9 protein-coding genes are annotated in these 15,080 nt (G+C 63.5%); all 9 read left to right on the top strand.

Annotation, left to right across the window (positions count from 1 at the left end; all coding sequences use genetic code 11):
• Nucleotides 1–33: 33 nt before the first annotated feature.
• From EKM85_RS04470 to EKM85_RS04510, 9 genes are read left to right on the top strand one after another with little or no spacing between them, the layout of a single operon-like run.
• The gene (locus EKM85_RS04470; protein WP_125585066.1) at nt 34–3,588 is read left to right on the top strand and encodes a PD-(D/E)XK nuclease family protein; all 3,555 of its coding nucleotides are present in this window, start codon (nt 34–36) and stop codon (nt 3,586–3,588) included.
• A complete protein-coding gene (gene addA / locus EKM85_RS04475) occupies nt 3,581–7,390 on the top strand; it encodes a helicase-exonuclease AddAB subunit AddA (RefSeq protein ID WP_125585067.1) in 3,810 nt (1,269 codons plus the stop codon). Before EKM85_RS04470 ends, addA begins: the two co-directional genes overlap by 8 nt.
• Before the next feature lie 24 nt (nt 7,391–7,414).
• A complete protein-coding gene (locus EKM85_RS04480; protein ID WP_125585068.1) occupies nt 7,415–10,204 on the top strand; it encodes a helicase C-terminal domain-containing protein in 2,790 nt (929 codons plus the stop codon).
• Complete coding sequence (locus EKM85_RS04485; RefSeq protein WP_125585069.1) at nt 10,194–10,682, top strand: cell wall elongation regulator TseB-like domain-containing protein; 489 nt, start codon at nt 10,194–10,196, stop codon at nt 10,680–10,682. The genes EKM85_RS04480 and EKM85_RS04485 overlap by 11 nt, the downstream gene beginning before the upstream one ends.
• 22 nt (nt 10,683–10,704) lie before the next feature.
• The gene (locus tag EKM85_RS04490; protein ID WP_125585070.1) at nt 10,705–11,883 is read left to right on the top strand and encodes a pyridoxal phosphate-dependent aminotransferase; all 1,179 of its coding nucleotides are present in this window, start codon (nt 10,705–10,707) and stop codon (nt 11,881–11,883) included.
• Between the two features lie 16 nt (nt 11,884–11,899).
• Nucleotides 11,900–13,198, top strand: a complete 1,299-nt coding sequence (gene asnS / locus EKM85_RS04495) for an asparagine--tRNA ligase (protein ID WP_125585071.1) — start codon at nt 11,900–11,902, stop codon at nt 13,196–13,198.
• Nucleotides 13,199–13,246: 48 nt separating this feature from the next.
• Nucleotides 13,247–13,858 (top strand): DnaD domain-containing protein, encoded by a 612-nt coding sequence (locus EKM85_RS04500; RefSeq protein WP_125585072.1) that lies wholly within the window; start codon nt 13,247–13,249, stop codon nt 13,856–13,858.
• The gene (locus tag EKM85_RS04505) at nt 13,855–14,505 is read left to right on the top strand and encodes an endonuclease III domain-containing protein (RefSeq protein WP_125585073.1); all 651 of its coding nucleotides are present in this window, start codon (nt 13,855–13,857) and stop codon (nt 14,503–14,505) included. Before EKM85_RS04500 ends, EKM85_RS04505 begins: the two co-directional genes overlap by 4 nt.
• A complete protein-coding gene (locus tag EKM85_RS04510) occupies nt 14,502–14,963 on the top strand; it encodes a deoxycytidylate deaminase (protein ID WP_125585074.1) in 462 nt (153 codons plus the stop codon). Before EKM85_RS04505 ends, EKM85_RS04510 begins: the two co-directional genes overlap by 4 nt.
• Nucleotides 14,964–15,080 lie beyond the last annotated feature (117 nt).

Below are 15,080 nucleotides of genomic sequence, written 5' to 3' on the forward strand. Positions count from 1 at the left end.
TATAGCAGTCAAAGTGAAGGAGAGGCGCAGATCATGACCCTGCAATTTTATCTTGGAACCGCCACGACGGACCACCAAACGGCGATGGCCGAAGCCGCCGCGGCTGCGCTTGCCGCCGGCCGCGAGGTGTTCTACCTCGTGCCCAACCACGTCAAATTCGAGGCCGAGGTCAGCTTACTGCAAACCCTGCGGGCCAAAACCGGCAGCCGGTCGCAGTTTGCAGTCTCTGGGCTGCAAGTCCTGTCGTTCAGCCGCCTGGCCTGGTACTTTTTGAAGGACACGCCGGGTTATCAGCAGCCGCGGCTTGACCGCGCCAGCAACACGATGCTGGTCAGCAAGGTGTTCCAGGACCTGCTCAGTGACCCGCAAACCGCGGCCCAGCTCCATCTGTTTGCCGGCTCCGTGCACAACGCCGGCTTTTTTGCCGAGCTGGCCGATCAGCTGGCCGAGCTGCAGACTGGCCGGGTGACGGCGGCGCTCCTCAAGGACGCGGTGGCGCGCGGTGAAAGCAGCTTGCAGGACGCCGAGAAGCTGCGCGAGCTGCAGGTGGTGGCCGAAGCCTACGAACAGCGGGCGAGCGGGTTTGCGACCAACGCCGCCCTGCTTGAGCAGTTGACCCAGTGGGTGCTCAAGCATCAAGGCCAGATGCAGCACGCGGCGTTCTTCCTTGATCACTTCAACGACCTGTCCGCCAGTGAGTTTCACCTGGTCCACACCATCTTACACACGGGCGCGGACTTGACGGTGGCGCTGACCCTGGACCGTGTGCCCCAGGCGGTGCCAGAAGGGCCGGCCCTCTTTCTGCCCGCCGCCAAGCTTTACTATCAGCTCAGCCATTCCGTCGCGGACCTGCGGCCAGCGCCCCCGGTCAAAACCGCGTGGTGCCGGCCGCTTCACGGCCCGGCGAGCTTGGTGGGCGGGCTGGATCAGTTCTGGCAAACGGAATACGGCGGCGCGCACAGCACCCAGGAGCCGCTTGCCGCTGCGGCCTTGGCGGCGGTGCAAGGCGGGCTCACGATCGCCAAGGCCAGCGAACCTTACACGGAACTGCGCGCGGTGGCCCGGGCGATCAAGCACGCGCTTCACCAGGACCAGACGCTCCGCTACCGGGATTTTCTGATCGTGGCGCGGTACCTAGGACCGTACGAACCGTACCTGCAGCCGGTGTTCGACGAGCAGGGGCTGCCGGTGTTTATTGACCGCGAGCGGCCGATGCAGAATCACCCGCTGGTGGCCTTGATCCAGAGCCTGTTTGCCGTGCAGCGGCATCACTACCAGTACGAGGACATGATGCGGCTGCTGAAAACCGAGCTGCTGATCCCCAGCGGCGTGGCGCTGGCCGATTTTCGCCAGGCGCTGGACGTGACGGATAATTTCCTGCTTAAAACCGGCAAGTTCGGCGATGCCTGGCTGACCGCCGAGCCGTGGCAGTACATCGACCACAAGCAAAATGATCAGTTCGTCGTCGATGAAGCCAAAACCGCGCAGGTCAACCTGGTCCGGGCGTTCGTCAAGGCAACGCTGCCGGCGCTGTTTGCCGGCTGGCAGCAGGCCACGACCGGCACTGCCGGCGCCACCGTGTTATACCAGTGGCTGAAGCAAAGCGGGGTCACGACGGTGCTGGATCAGTGGCGCCAGGCCGCCATTGCGAGCGGCGCCCTCACGGCGGCCACGGCGGGCGAGCAGGCGTGGGCGACGTTAATGACGCTGCTGGACGACTTTGCCATGATCAAAGGCGCGGACGCCTTTGATCTTCAAGAGTTTGCCGAGATGCTTGACGCCGGCTTTGCCGGGGCGACCTACACGCAGATCCCGTCCACGCTCGATCAAATCACGGTGTCCGAAACTGGGCTGAGCCGGCTGCCTAAATTCCGGCAAGTCTTCGTGATCGGTGCGACCAGCCAGGTGATGCCCGACACGCCTGCCGATCACCCGATCATCACGGCTGCCGACCGGGCGGCGCTGCAACCGCTGCTGGGAGCGGGGGTGTACCTCCCGGAAGCCGGCGCGGAAAGCGCCCTCTGGGATGCGTTCATCAATTATTTGGCGATGATGGCGGGCAGCGACCGGCTGACTTTGAGCTACCCGGTGTACGCCGACAATGAAAACCACGCTTCCAGCTACCTGACGCAGCTGGAAGCCTACTTTGATGTGCCGGAGACCCAGTGGCCCGGCGTTGACTTGACGACGCCATTCCCGCAGGCGTTTAGCAGCGCCCGCGGGATGCTGGCGGACTACATGCGCATTTTCGCCCAGGCCAAGGCCAGTGGCACCGGCGTACCGGCGGCCTGGCAGCAGGTCTTGCAGGTGCTGCGGCAAGCGCCCGCGCCCCTGGGCCCGTTGGCTGCCCGGATGGCGGCGGCCGCAGGGACGCAGAACCCGATCGGCAGCCTCACGCCGGCGCTCGCCGAACAGCTTTACTCACCGCACATGAACATCTCCATTTCGCAGCTGGAGCGCTACTACGCCAATCCGTTTGAGTACTTTCTGCGCTACGGGCTGAAGCTGCGCAAGCGGCCAGAGTTTGAGCTGACGCCGGCCGATTCCGGGGTGCTGTACCACGGCGTCATGGAGCAGCTGCTGCGGGAGCACCCGGCGCTCGGCGACCTGACAGAGGCAAAGCTGAGCAGCTTGGTCGCGGGCCTGGTGCGCACCGCGGCCGCCCAGCCCGGGTTTGAGATCTTGCAGGCCGATGCGTACTGGCAGTACGTGACCCAGCAAATTGGCACGATGCTGAGCCAAAATGCGCTGATGATCCGCCGGCAGCAGGCGCGCACGCGCTTTCGCCCGAAGGAAACGGAGCTGGTCTTCGGCCGCGATAAGCGCCTGGCCGGGCTGGAGCTGCCGCTGTCCGGCGGCCGGCAGGTCACCGTCTCTGGACGGATCGACCGGCTGGATGAGGCGCTGGTCGATGAGCAGCCGTATTTCATGGTCCTCGATTACAAGTCCAGCACCCACGATTTTTCCATGCAGGACGCGTACTACGGCAAGTCCATGCAGCTGCTGACGTACATCGACGCGGTCCAAAAGGCCGCCGGGCCGTTCGCGGGAATGCTGCCGGCCGGGGCTGAGTACTTTGTGTTCACCTTGCCGCGGCTCAATTATCAGGATCAGACCAAGCCGAACGCCCTGCTGGCGAAATTTCAGCTCAAGGGCCTGATCATTTTGCCGGACCAGGCGGCGCCGGCTCACCGGGAAAAGCTGATCGAGGCGTTCGACTCGGCGCTTACGCCGGGCCAGGGCGCTGGCAGCCAATCACCAGTCGTGGAACTGAGCCTGAAAAAGGATGGGGCCCTGGCCGCTGCCGGGCGCGCCAAACGGATCCAGCAGTCGCAGCTCGGCCTGCTGCTTGCCCACAACGAGCGGCTGATCGCGCAGGCGGCTGACCAGATTTTAAGCGGTGTGATCAGCTTGGCGCCGCTGCAGTTCAAGCAAGAGGCCGACGTGATCACCCGCAGTGATTATCAGGCGATCATGCGCTTTGATCCGGCGACCGGCGGCGATCATTACCACCACGTCCAGCCGCTGACGTTTACGCAGGTGATGCAGCTGATCGCGTCGGAACAGGAGGGCAAGGAAAATGACTGAACAAGTGAAGCGCACGCCGGACCAGGAGCGGGCGGTGACCTTACAAGGCACCGATCTGCTGGTTTCGGCCAGCGCGGGCTCGGGGAAAACGAAGGTCCTGGTCGACCGGATCATTCACCGGTTGCTCACCGATCCTGACGCCTCCTTGAGCAAAATGCTGATCGTGACGTTCACCAACGCCGCGACGGCCGAAATGAAGCTGAAGATCGAGACCAAGCTCCGCGAGCGCCTGGCTGCCGGGGAGTTGACGGCGGATCAGCACCAGCGCCTGGCCAAGGAGATCGCCCAGGCCAGCGCGGCCAACATCATGACCTTGGACGCCTTTTCCAAGCAGGTCGTCGATCATTACTACTACGTGATCGACTTGGACCCCGGCTACCGCATGCTGACCGATGACACCGAAGTGCTCCTGTTGAAGACGCGGGTGTGGGAAGACCTGCGCGTGAATCTGCTGAGCGCACCAGCCCACCGGGAGGCCTTTGAGGCCCTGACCGCCAATTTTGCGGCGCGCGCCACCCAAGACGGGTTGCAGGAGGTGGTCTTTGCGCTCTACGAGTACGCGATGACGACCAAGGATCCGGTGGGTTACCTGAAGCGGCTGGCCGCTGATTACCAGGATAACGAGGCGGCCTGGATGGGCAAGATCTGGCAAACGGTGCGGCCAGCCGCGCTTCACGCGGTCGCATTACTCACCCAGGCCTTTGAACTGGTGGCCGGGATCCCGGCCAGCAAGCCCTGGGCGGACATCATTGCGCCTTCCTTAGCGGCTGCCCGGCAGCTCGCCGGCCTTACCGAGCCTACTTACGCCGCCGCGTTTGAAGCGGTGCAGGCACTCACGTTTCCGACCTGGAAGGCGGCGCGCGCCAAGAAGTACGACGACGTGCGAGACGCGGTGCAAACCGCGCAGCAGCTGCGGGACGAGGCGAAGGCGCTGCTCACAGCGCAGCAGGCGTGGTTCACCATTACGCCAGGTGATTTGGCCGCCGCGCTGCCGCAGACCCGGCAGCTGGCGCAGACGCTGCAGGCCGTGATGCTGGAATATTTGCGCGCCATGACCGCCGAAAAGGCTGCGCGCCGCGTGCAAACCTTTGGCGACATTGCGCAAAACGCCTTGAAGATCCTGAACACCCCTTTGCCGGATGATTCCGGGCTGACCGTCGGCGACCACTACCGCCAGCAGTTTCGCGAGGTCCTGGTCGACGAGTACCAGGACATTAACCCGCTGCAGGACGGCCTGCTCGACGCCGTGAGCCGCACGCACCCGGGCAACCGGTTCATGGTGGGCGACGTGAAGCAGAGCATTTACGGTTTCCGCCTGGCCGATCCCCAGAAGTTTCTGACGCGCTACCACCGCTATTCGCAGCCGGCTAGCGATGGTCAACTGGTGACGCTAAACCAGAACTTCCGCTCGACGGAAAACGTGTTGGCCTTCACCAACCTGGTGTTCGGCCAGCTCATGGACGAAGCGCTGGGGGACATCGCCTACACGGAAGCGGAGCGCCTGCACGAAAACCAAGGCTATGATTACCAAGATGAAACAGACCAGAAGACCCACGCCTACCGCTTGAGCACCGAATTGCTGATCGAAGTCGCCAAGCCGGAGGCACCAGCGCAGGCTTCGGAGCAGCCGGCCGCGGCTGATGCCGCAGACGGGGAAGACGTAAGCGCAGCGCAGGCGCGCCTGGTGGCCGCCCGCATTCAGCAGCTGGTCGCTCCAGATAGTCCGGCCCGACTTTACGTCAAAGAGGCCCAGCCCGGCCAAACCGGCAAGGCCCGCCACGAACGGCGGGTGCGGTACCGCGACATCACGCTATTGACGCGCACGCAGAGCAACAACATCGCGCTGCAACAGGCCTTTGCGGAAGCAGGCATCCCCATCGTGATCACCAAGACGCAGAATTTCTTTAAAACCACTGAACTCATGGTGATGCTGAGCCTGCTGCGGGTGATCGACAACCCCAAACAGGAGATCCCGCTGACGGCGGTGCTGCGCTCGCCGCTGGTCGGCCTCACCGCCGATGACCTAGCCCGCATTCGGTTGTTTGCGCCGGGGCCCTACGACGAGGCGGTGCTGGCCTACGCGCAGCAGCCGGCGCCGAAGACCCCGGCCGCCGCGGCGCTGCAGCAGAAGCTGGCGGCCTTCACGCAGTCGCTGGCGGAGCTGCGCACTTACGCCCGGACGCACGAGCTGTCCGCGCTGATCTGGCACATCTACGAACAAACCGGGTTCTTGGAGATCGCCGGCAGTCAGGTGGGCGGTCGGCAGCGGCAAGCCAACCTGCGGGCCCTTGCCGCGCGGGCGGCCGAGTATGAAAAAAGCGGCTTCAAGGGCTTGTTTGCCTTTGTCCGCTTCATCGAGACGATGCAAAAGCAGAATAAGGATCTGGCTTTGCCGGTGGCGCTTGCCCCAGACGTCGACGCGGTTTCGCTCATGACGATCCATGGGAGTAAGGGGCTCCAGTTCCCGATTGTTTTCTTGCTGAACACAGAAAAGCCGTTCAATAAGCAGGACCTCAAGCGGCCGTTCATCCTCAGCCAGGGACAGGCGGCGGGACCAGATGCCGCCAAGCCGGAACTGGTCGGCCTGAAGTTTCGCGATCCGCAGACGTTTCTGGAGTACCCGCTGCCGCAGTGGCAGCTGGCCAAGGCCGAAAAGACCAGGCAGCTGCTTGCCGAGGAGATGCGCCTGCTTTATGTGGCGCTGACCCGCGCTGAGCAGCAGCTCTTCATTGTGGGGACGGCCAAAAGCCAGGGGCACCTGCTGACGCAGGCGCAGCTGGAGGCCAACTGGCTGAAGGCGGCGGCCAATTCTGACCTCGTTCTGCCAGCCGCGCTGCGCATGAGCGCGCAGTCGCCGCTGGATTGGCTCGGCATGACCCTGGCGCGTACCGGCGCGCTTGCCGGGGCGCCCGCTTTGGGGGCCCTTGCGGCCGACGCGGCCAAGGCGAACATCGTGTTCAACTTCCAGGACCAGCCGCTTGCCGCGGCCGCCCAGTTGCCGCAAGCCCCGGCCCAAGCCGCGCCCGCCTTGCCGGACTTTTCCGCCCAGCTGGCGGACTGGTTGAATGCGCGGTACCCCGACCAACTGGGGACCACCACCACCGGGTTTCAAAGCGTGACCGAGCTGAAGCGGGTGTTTGAAGATCCTGCGGTGGCCGACGCCCAGCCGGCGGCCTTCCCCAAAGGGGGGCAGCGCCTGACCGGCGATTTTGCCACGCCGACGTTCCTGCAGGATGATGCCGCCGTCAGCGCAACCGCGGTGGGGACGGCGACTCACCTGCTGCTGCAGCAGGTCGCCTTAACCGGTCCGCTTGATGAGGCCGCCTTGGGCGCGGCGGCGGACGCCCTGGCCCAAGCCGGCCTGATCACGCCGGCGGTGCGGGCCCACCTGCCGCTGGCGAAGGTCGCCGCGTTCTTCACGACGCCGCTGGGCCAGCAGCTACAAGCCGCGCCCGCCCGCGTGCACCGCGAGCAGGCGTTCTCCTTGCTGTGGCCGGCCAGCGCGCTGCTGGCCGCGCAGACGGCCGCTTCAGTTGGCCACGTGGAAGGGGACGTGCTAGTGCACGGGGTGATCGATGGGTTTATCGACCAGCCTGAGGGGATCATCTTGTTTGACTACAAGACGGACCACATTGGGACCCATTTGGCGCAGGTGATCGACCGCTATCAGGGCCAGCTTGAAGTCTACGCCCAGGCGCTGATGCTGATGACCCACCGGCCGGTCCAGCACCGGTACCTGGTCCTACTGGAGACCGGCGATGTGCACGAGGTGTTGCCGGTGGTCAAGCCGGCGACAAACTAGGTGAGAAGAAAGGAAGATTTGGCCATGGCGCAAGGCCCCATTTATGCGGTGATCGATTTGGAAACCACCGGCACCGAGCGTGACTCGGATCGCATCATTCAGTTTGGCTGTGCCATTATGCAAAACGGCCGGATCCTCACCACGATGTCGCAGATGATCAACCCGGATCGCCCGGTCCCCCAAAACATTCAGCAGCTGACCGGGATCCACCCGGCGGATCTGACCGCGGCGCCTTACTTTGCCGACGTGGCCGAGCAGATCCGGCGGCTGCTCGGGGATGCCGTGATCGTTGCGCACAACGTCAACTTTGATTACCCGTTTCTGGCGCACGCCTTGGCGCAGGCCGGCCAGCCGCCGCTTGATAACTTGGCGGTCGACACCGTGGAGCTGGCGCAGATCCTTTTGCCCACGGCCGCCAGCTACCGGCTGAGCGACTTGACTGCAGTGCTTGGCATCGAGCATGATCATCCGCACCGCGCTGACAGTGACGCCATCAGCACCGCCAAACTGCTGTGGCGGCTGCGTGAGACCTTTCAAGCACTGCCCAGCGCCTTGCAGGACCAACTCACCCAGCGCGGACACTTTCTTCTTCGTGATACCGGCGCGTTTCTGGCCGCTGCAAAGCAGCCGCGGCAATTGCCCGCAGATCAGCTGATGCGCGTCGGCGACCTGGTGATCCGCCGGCCCAGGCAGGCGCCGGCGGGCCCTGAGACTGCGCAATACCCTGGGACTGACGCGGCCAAAAAGGCGCTGCTGCGGCCGCGGTTTCGGTTTCGCAAGGTGCAGGCGCAAATGATGGACCTCATCCATCAAAACGCCCTGGGCGCAAAGGCCCCGCTGATGATCGAAGCCGGCACCGGGGCCGGGAAAAGCCTCGGCTACCTGTTGCCGTATGCCTACGTTGCCACTTCGGCCCGGCCGCTGATCGTGGCGACGCACACGACGGTCCTGCAGACGCAGCTGATGGCGCGCGAAGTGCAGGCGGTGCGCGAGGTGACTGGCCTCAGCCTGCCTGCAGTCATGCTCAAGAGCCCGCGCCATTACCTCGATTTGGCCAAATTTGCGGCGAGCCTGCGCCTCAAGCACGTGAACCGCCAGACGCAACTGCTGCAAATGAAGATCCTAGTCTGGCTGACGCACACGACGACCGGAGATCTAGACGAACTGCACCTCACCAACTACCATGCGCCTCTGTTTGCCCGCATCCAGGCCACGGGGGATGCCCGGCTGACGGTGCCTGGCCCGTATGCCGCGGTGGATTTCTGGGCCCGCCTGCAGGCCAACCTGCGGCAGGCAGCCATTGTCATCACCAATCACGCCTACCTGGCGCGCCACTTTAACGAGCTGCCGCAAGAAGCGCCGTTTCTCGTGGTCGACGAGGCCCAGCATTTTGCCGACACGACGGCAGAGGCGTTCTCCCAGGTGCTGGACCTGGCCAAACTGCGCCGGCGGCTCGGCCAGTTGCAGTCGTTCATCGAAAACCAGCAGGGCGGGGGCCTGCTGGCTTTGACGCGCGGCGAAGCGGCTTTGACTTACCGCCTGCAAAGCCAGCTGACCGTCAGCGAATCCCTGGTTGGGGAGATCGAGCGGCTCCAGAGCCGGCTTTATCAGCAGGCGTTCACCCCGGTGGCCCACCCCAGCGGGCAGGTCAGCCTGACGCTTGATCAAGCGAGCCTGGCGCAAGTCAACGAGATCCTTGCGGCGCCGCTGGCTCACCTCAAGCGGGCACTGCCCGCGCTGCTGCAGGCAGTGACGGTGGTGGCCAAGCAGGTGCAGGCGCAGGCCAGCCATTTTGGCAGCGCCCCGCTGCTTGAAGGGTTCGCCGGCCTCGTCAGCGCGCTGGCAAGGCAGACCAGCCGCCTCCAGCAGCTGGACCCAGTGGCACTGGCGAAGGCCCAGGTGGTGGTCAGCCTGACTTTGGCGAACCAGAATGATCGCCTGAGCCTCGGGGTCGCTTGGACGCGCTTTGCCGCAGGTGCTATCATTCAAGATGAACTTGCTCATTTCACCGCGCCGGTGTTCGTCGGGGCGACCCTGACGGTGGGGCGCAAGTTTGATTACCTGGCCAAGCAGCTGGGCTATGCGCCGCTGCCGGAAGCGGCCACGCTGCGTTTGCGCAGTCCCTTCCGCTACAAATCGCAGGCCAAGGTCTTCTTGGCGAGCGACGCCCCAAACGCGGCAGACCTGACTCCGGCGGCTTACGCCGATTACCTGGCAAGTGCGATCGCGCAGCTCGCTTCCGGCCACCACCAAACCCTGGCGCTGTTCACCTCGCTGCAAATGATCTCCGCGGTCTACGAGCGGCTGGCCAAGCTGCCGATCGCCGGCGAGCGGGAACTGCTTGCCCAAGGGGTCACGGGCACCGCCTCCCGGATCGCCAAGCGCTTTGCGGTGGGGGAGCAGACCCTGCTGCTCGGGGCGGCCAGCTTCTTTGAGGGGGTCGACTACCCCGATAAGCAGCTGGAGCAGGTGATCTTGACGCGGCTGCCGTTTGACAACCCGCAGCAGCCGGCGGTGCGGGCGCGCGAGCAGGCGCTGACGGCGGCGGGCGCGGATCCGTTTACCGCGGACATGCTGCCGCGCGCGATCCTGCGGTTTCGGCAGAGCTTCGGCCGGCTGATCCGCACCGAGCGCGACCGCGGCGTCTTCATCGTGCTGGATCCCCGGCTCGGCACCACCGCTTACGGGCGGCAAATGGCCAAGAGCCTGCCTAACCTCAAGCCCATGAGCCTGCCCCTGCAGGAGCTGATCCCGCTGGCGACGGCGTGGCTTGACCACACATTATTATTAAAGGAGAACCACGATGCGCTCTAATCGAAATAACTGGCAGAACCTGATCGGGCCCGCAGTGGGCCTGGTGATCCTGGCCATCATTATCGGCGCCTATGTGCGAGCGCTGAGTCCCTTGCATTCGGTGCGCAGCCAGGCGACGACGATCGCCCGCAAAAGCGCGGGCGTCACGACCGTCAGCAATTTTTACTGGGACAAGGAAAGCGACGCTTACCTGACGGTGCAAGGGACGACTAACCGGGGTAAAAGGCTGTACGTGCTGATCCGGCAAAAGACGGGCAAGGTGCGCGTGACGCCGCAAACCAGCGGCATCAGTGGCAGTGCGGCGGCGGCTCAGGCCCGCGCGACATACGCGCCGCGGAAGATCCTGTCACTCGGCATGCGCTGGCGGGCAAAGAAATTCGTCTGGGATGTTGGCTACGTCACAAAGTCTGGTAAACTGGGTTACGTGACGTATGATTTTAAGACGGGCGCCCAAGTGTCCGCGATCCGCAACCTGTAGCGAGCGGCAAAGGAGGGATCATATGCATTTAGCGAAACGAATCAACGCCGTTGCTCCCTCGGCGACGCTGGCAATCAGCAGTTTGACCAAGCAGATGAAGGCGGCCGGCCAGGATGTGATCGACCTGTCAATTGGACAGCCCGACTTCACCACGCCGGCGTTCATCGACCAGGCGGCCACCGCGGCGATCAATTCCGGGCAGGCCAGCTTCTACACCCCGGCCACCGGCATTCCCGCACTGAAGGCGGCGATTGCTGACCATATTGCCCAGCAGACCGGCACCGTCTATGCGCCGGCGCAGATCGCCGTCACGACCGGCGCCAAGTTCGCCCTGTACGGCCTTTTTCAGGTGCTGCTTGAGCCGGGTGACGAGGTGTTGGTACCGACGCCGGGGTGGGTTTCCTATGTCGAGCAGATCCGCCTGGCCGGCGGACGCCCGCGGGCGGTCGTGGCCGCGGCCCACTTCAAGGTCACCGTTGACGAGCTGGAGCAAAACCGCACGGCCCGCACCCGCGCCGTGATCATCAATTCCCCGCAGAATCCCAGCGGGGCGGTGTACTCGCGCCAGGAGTTGACCCTGATCGGCAACTGGGCCTTGAAGCACCATGTCCTGGTGGTCGCCGATGATATTTACCGGGATCTGCTTTACAACGGGGCGACCTACACCTCGATGATCGAGATCGACCCGGCCATCACCGCGAACACCGTACTGATCTCCGGGGTCTCGAAGTCTTACGCGATGACCGGCTGGCGGATCGGGTTTGCGGCGGGGCCGGAGAAGCTGATCGCGGCCCTCGGCAAGCTGCTCGGGCACGCCACCGGCAATCCGACTGCGGCCAGTCAGTACGCGGCGGTGGCCGCCTTCACCAGCGATGGCAAGGCGGTAGAAGCGATGCGGGCAGCCTTTGAAGACCGGCTCAACACCATTTTTCCGCTGGTCCAAAAGCTGCCGGGCTTTGATCTTCCGGACAAGCCGCAAGGGGCGTTTTACCTGTTTCCAAAGGTGAAGCGGGCCGCAGCGCTCACGCATTACACCAGCGTGGACGAGTTTGTCAGTGCTTTGCTCCAGGAAACTGGCGTGGCGCTGGTCCCGGGGCGGGCATTTGGCATGCCCGACTACGCAAGGCTGAGCTACGCCACGGCCAAGGATTCACTGCTGGACGCGATCGGCCGCATCGATAAATTTGTTGGAAATAACTAGTAAGGGGATACAACCTATGACGCAAGAGATCCGAATCAAAGACGCAAAGGACCACGTGGGTGAGGAGGTCCGCATCGGCGCATGGCTGACGGACAAACGGTCCAGCGGGAAAATCGCGTTTCTTCAGCTGCGCGACGGCTCCGCCTTTTTCCAAGGGGTGGTGCTTAAGAATAAAGTGACGGAAGCGGTGTTCCAAACCGCCAAGGACATGCGCCAGGAAACCAGCATGTGGTTGACTGGCGAGATCCACGAGGACGCACGGAGCCACTTTGGCTACGAAATCGAGGTCCACGATATCGAAGTGGTCGGCGAAAGCGAAGACTACCCGATCACCCCAAAGGAGCACGGCATTGAATTCCTGCTTGATCACCGCCACCTGTGGCTGCGCAGCAAGCGCCAGTTCGCGATTCAGCAGATCCGCAACGAAATGGTCCGGGCCACCTATGAGTTCTTCAACCAAGAAGGCTTCATCAAGATGGACCCACCGATCCTGACTGGCAGCGCGCCAGAAGGGACCACGGAGCTGTTTGAAACCGAGTACTTCGACCAAAAGGCCTACCTGAGCCAGTCCGGCCAGCTCTACGCCGAAGCCGGGGCCATGGCCTACGGTAAAGTCTTCACCTTTGGCCCGGTGTTCCGCGCGGAAAAGAGCAAGACCCGCCGGCATCTGACCGAGTTCTGGATGATCGAACCGGAAATGGCCTTCACGCACCAGGCGGAAAGCCTCCGCGTGCAGGAAAACTACATCGCCTACCTGGTGCAGTCCGTGCTCGATAACTGCGCCTACGAGCTCAAGCTGATCGACCGCGATCCGGAGATCCTGAAGCGCTACGTCAAGACGCCATACCCGAAGATCCGCTACGACAAGGCCATCGAAATGCTTCAAGAGGGCGGCTTTGACACCAAGTGGGGGGATGACCTCGGCTCCCCCGAAGAGACCTACCTGTCTGAGCAGTTTGAGCAGCCAGTGTTCGTCTTGAACTACCCGAAGGCGATCAAGCCGTTCTACATGCTGCCCGAGGCGGGGCGTGATGACACGTACATCTGCGCCGATCTGCTGGCGCCAGAAGGCTACGGCGAGATCATCGGCGGCTCCGAGCGTGAAGTCGACTACGACAAGTTGAAGGCCGCGATCGAGGCCAAGGGGCTGGACCTGGGCGAATACGAATGGTACTTGGATCTGCGCAAGTACGGCAGCGTGCCGCACTCTGGCTTTGGCCTGGGCTTTGAACGGGCCATCACGTGGATCTGTCACCTGGATCACTTGCGGGAAGCAATTCCGTTCCCGCGGATGATCAACCGGTTGAAGCCGTGATCGATGGGCTGGGCTTAGGCCCGGCCTTTTTTCGAAGGAGGAGTAGCCATGGCAGAGCTGAGTAGTTACCTCGCCGCGGGGCAGACGAGCCTGTCGCAGGCGCTGTTTGCGCACTTTGCGGAGACGGCCTTGACGCACCGCGAGTTTGTCGTGTACCTGTTTTTGGCGGACTGGGGTCAGCACCACCAGGAGGCCCCGGCGCTGCCCGCCTTAGCCGCGGCGACCAAGCTCAAGCAGCAGGATCTGTACACGGTGATCGAGTCGCTGATCCAAAAAAAGGCCGTGCAGCTGGTCCAACGCCAAGGCCGCGGCGGCCAGCTGATCGACCAGTACGACGTGACCCCGCTGTTAGACGCGGTCCTCAAGCCGGCCGGGCAAACGGTGAAAAACCAGGCGCAAACCGCAAACCAACAGGTGTTCAGCCAGATCGAGGCCGAGTTCGGCCGCCCGCTGTCGCCCATTGAGCAGCAGACGATCACCGACTGGCTGACCATCGATCACTACGCGCCGGAGATGATCACGTTGGCGCTGCGCGAGGCGGTCTTGAATCAGGCCTACTCGCTGCGCTACATGGACCGCATCCTGCTGAACTGGGAGAAAAAGCACCTGACGACGCCGGCGCAGGTCCAGGCCGAGCAGGAAAGGCACCTGGGCCTATGAGCAGCCGCGCCGTTGCGCTTTTGAACCTGGTGCTGGCCCTTTACCCGGATCCTCAGCCGACGCTGGTGGCGCATGATCCTTACCAGATCCTGGTAGCGGTCATGCTGTCGGCGCAAACGACCGACGTGGCCGTTAACGCCTGCACGCCCGCCTTGTTTGCGGCTTACCCAACGCCGGCGGCCATGGCGCAAGCACCACTGCCGGCGATCGAAGCCAAGATCGACCGGTTGGGCCTTTACCACAACAAAGCTAAGTACCTCAAGGCGTTATCCGCTGCCTTGGTGGCTGAGTTTGGCGGCGTGGTGCCGCAGACCTACGAAGCGCTGACGAGCCTGCCCGGGGTGGGCCGCAAAACGGCGACCGTCGTGCGGACCGATGCCTTCAACTTGCCTGGTATTGCCGTTGATACGCACGTGAGCCGGATCATTCGCGGCTTTGGGATCGCGCCCAAAAACGCCACCCCGGACCAGATCCAGGCCCGGTTGGAGCGCCTGATGCCGCCGGACACATGGATCCGGCTGCACCGCGGCCTGATCCGGCTGGGCCGCGAGTGGCTCACTGCGCGCCACCCGCAATTGCCCGATGCCCCCGGTTGGGCGGCCTACAAGGATGACTACGCACCGCTGAAAGGAGAATCACAAGCATGACCGATCAAATTGTGCCCTCGACCCGCCACCATACCCGCGAGTCCTGGGATCAGTACTTCATGCAGCTGGCAACCGTGGTGGCCCAGCGCTCCACGTGTGAGCGGGCGACGGTGGGGGCGCTTTTGGTCGTCGACCATCGCATCATCGCGACCGGCTACAATGGCAGCATCACTGGCGATCCTCACTGCGACGAGGCGGGCCATTTAATGCGCGATGGCCATTGCATCCGCACGCTCCACGCCGAGATGAATGCGATTTTGCAGTGCGCGGAAAACGGGGTGTCAACGCGCGGGGCGACCGTCTACGTGACCTATTTTCCGTGCCTGAACTGCACCAAGGCGCTGATCCAGGCGGGGGCCGCGGCGGTCTGCTACGCGCATGACTACCACAATGATCCGTATGCGCTGCAGCTGCTGGCCGCCCACCACGTTAGCGTGACGAAGATGACTGAAGCCTAGCGCATGCTTGCGCTGGCGCGCCAAAAAGACCCTGACGATCTGAAGTGCCCTACAATTGTTAGACGATAAGTCTGATGATTGTGGGGCTTTTCTTATGACTAAGTACAGCAGCGAATT

Origin of the sequence: Lacticaseibacillus jixianensis (assembly GCF_003946485.1) — a bacterium.
Classification (GTDB): Bacteria; Bacillota; Bacilli; order Lactobacillales; family Lactobacillaceae; genus Lacticaseibacillus; species Lacticaseibacillus jixianensis.

What these genes read in the sequence shown, in the direction of transcription:
- EKM85_RS04470 (WP_125585066.1), top strand. Translation starts at nt 34, where the DNA reads ATGACCCTGCAATTTTATCTTGGAACCGCCACGACGGACCACCAAACG.
- addA (WP_125585067.1), top strand. Translation starts at nt 3,581, where the DNA reads ATGACTGAACAAGTGAAGCGCACGCCGGACCAGGAGCGGGCGGTGACC.
- EKM85_RS04480 (WP_125585068.1), top strand. Translation starts at nt 7,415, where the DNA reads ATGGCGCAAGGCCCCATTTATGCGGTGATCGATTTGGAAACCACCGGC.
- EKM85_RS04485 (WP_125585069.1), top strand. Translation starts at nt 10,194, where the DNA reads ATGCGCTCTAATCGAAATAACTGGCAGAACCTGATCGGGCCCGCAGTG.
- EKM85_RS04490 (WP_125585070.1), top strand. Translation starts at nt 10,705, where the DNA reads ATGCATTTAGCGAAACGAATCAACGCCGTTGCTCCCTCGGCGACGCTG.
- asnS (WP_125585071.1), top strand. Translation starts at nt 11,900, where the DNA reads ATGACGCAAGAGATCCGAATCAAAGACGCAAAGGACCACGTGGGTGAG.
- EKM85_RS04500 (WP_125585072.1), top strand. Translation starts at nt 13,247, where the DNA reads ATGGCAGAGCTGAGTAGTTACCTCGCCGCGGGGCAGACGAGCCTGTCG.
- EKM85_RS04505 (WP_125585073.1), top strand. Translation starts at nt 13,855, where the DNA reads ATGAGCAGCCGCGCCGTTGCGCTTTTGAACCTGGTGCTGGCCCTTTAC.
- EKM85_RS04510 (WP_125585074.1), top strand. Translation starts at nt 14,502, where the DNA reads ATGACCGATCAAATTGTGCCCTCGACCCGCCACCATACCCGCGAGTCC.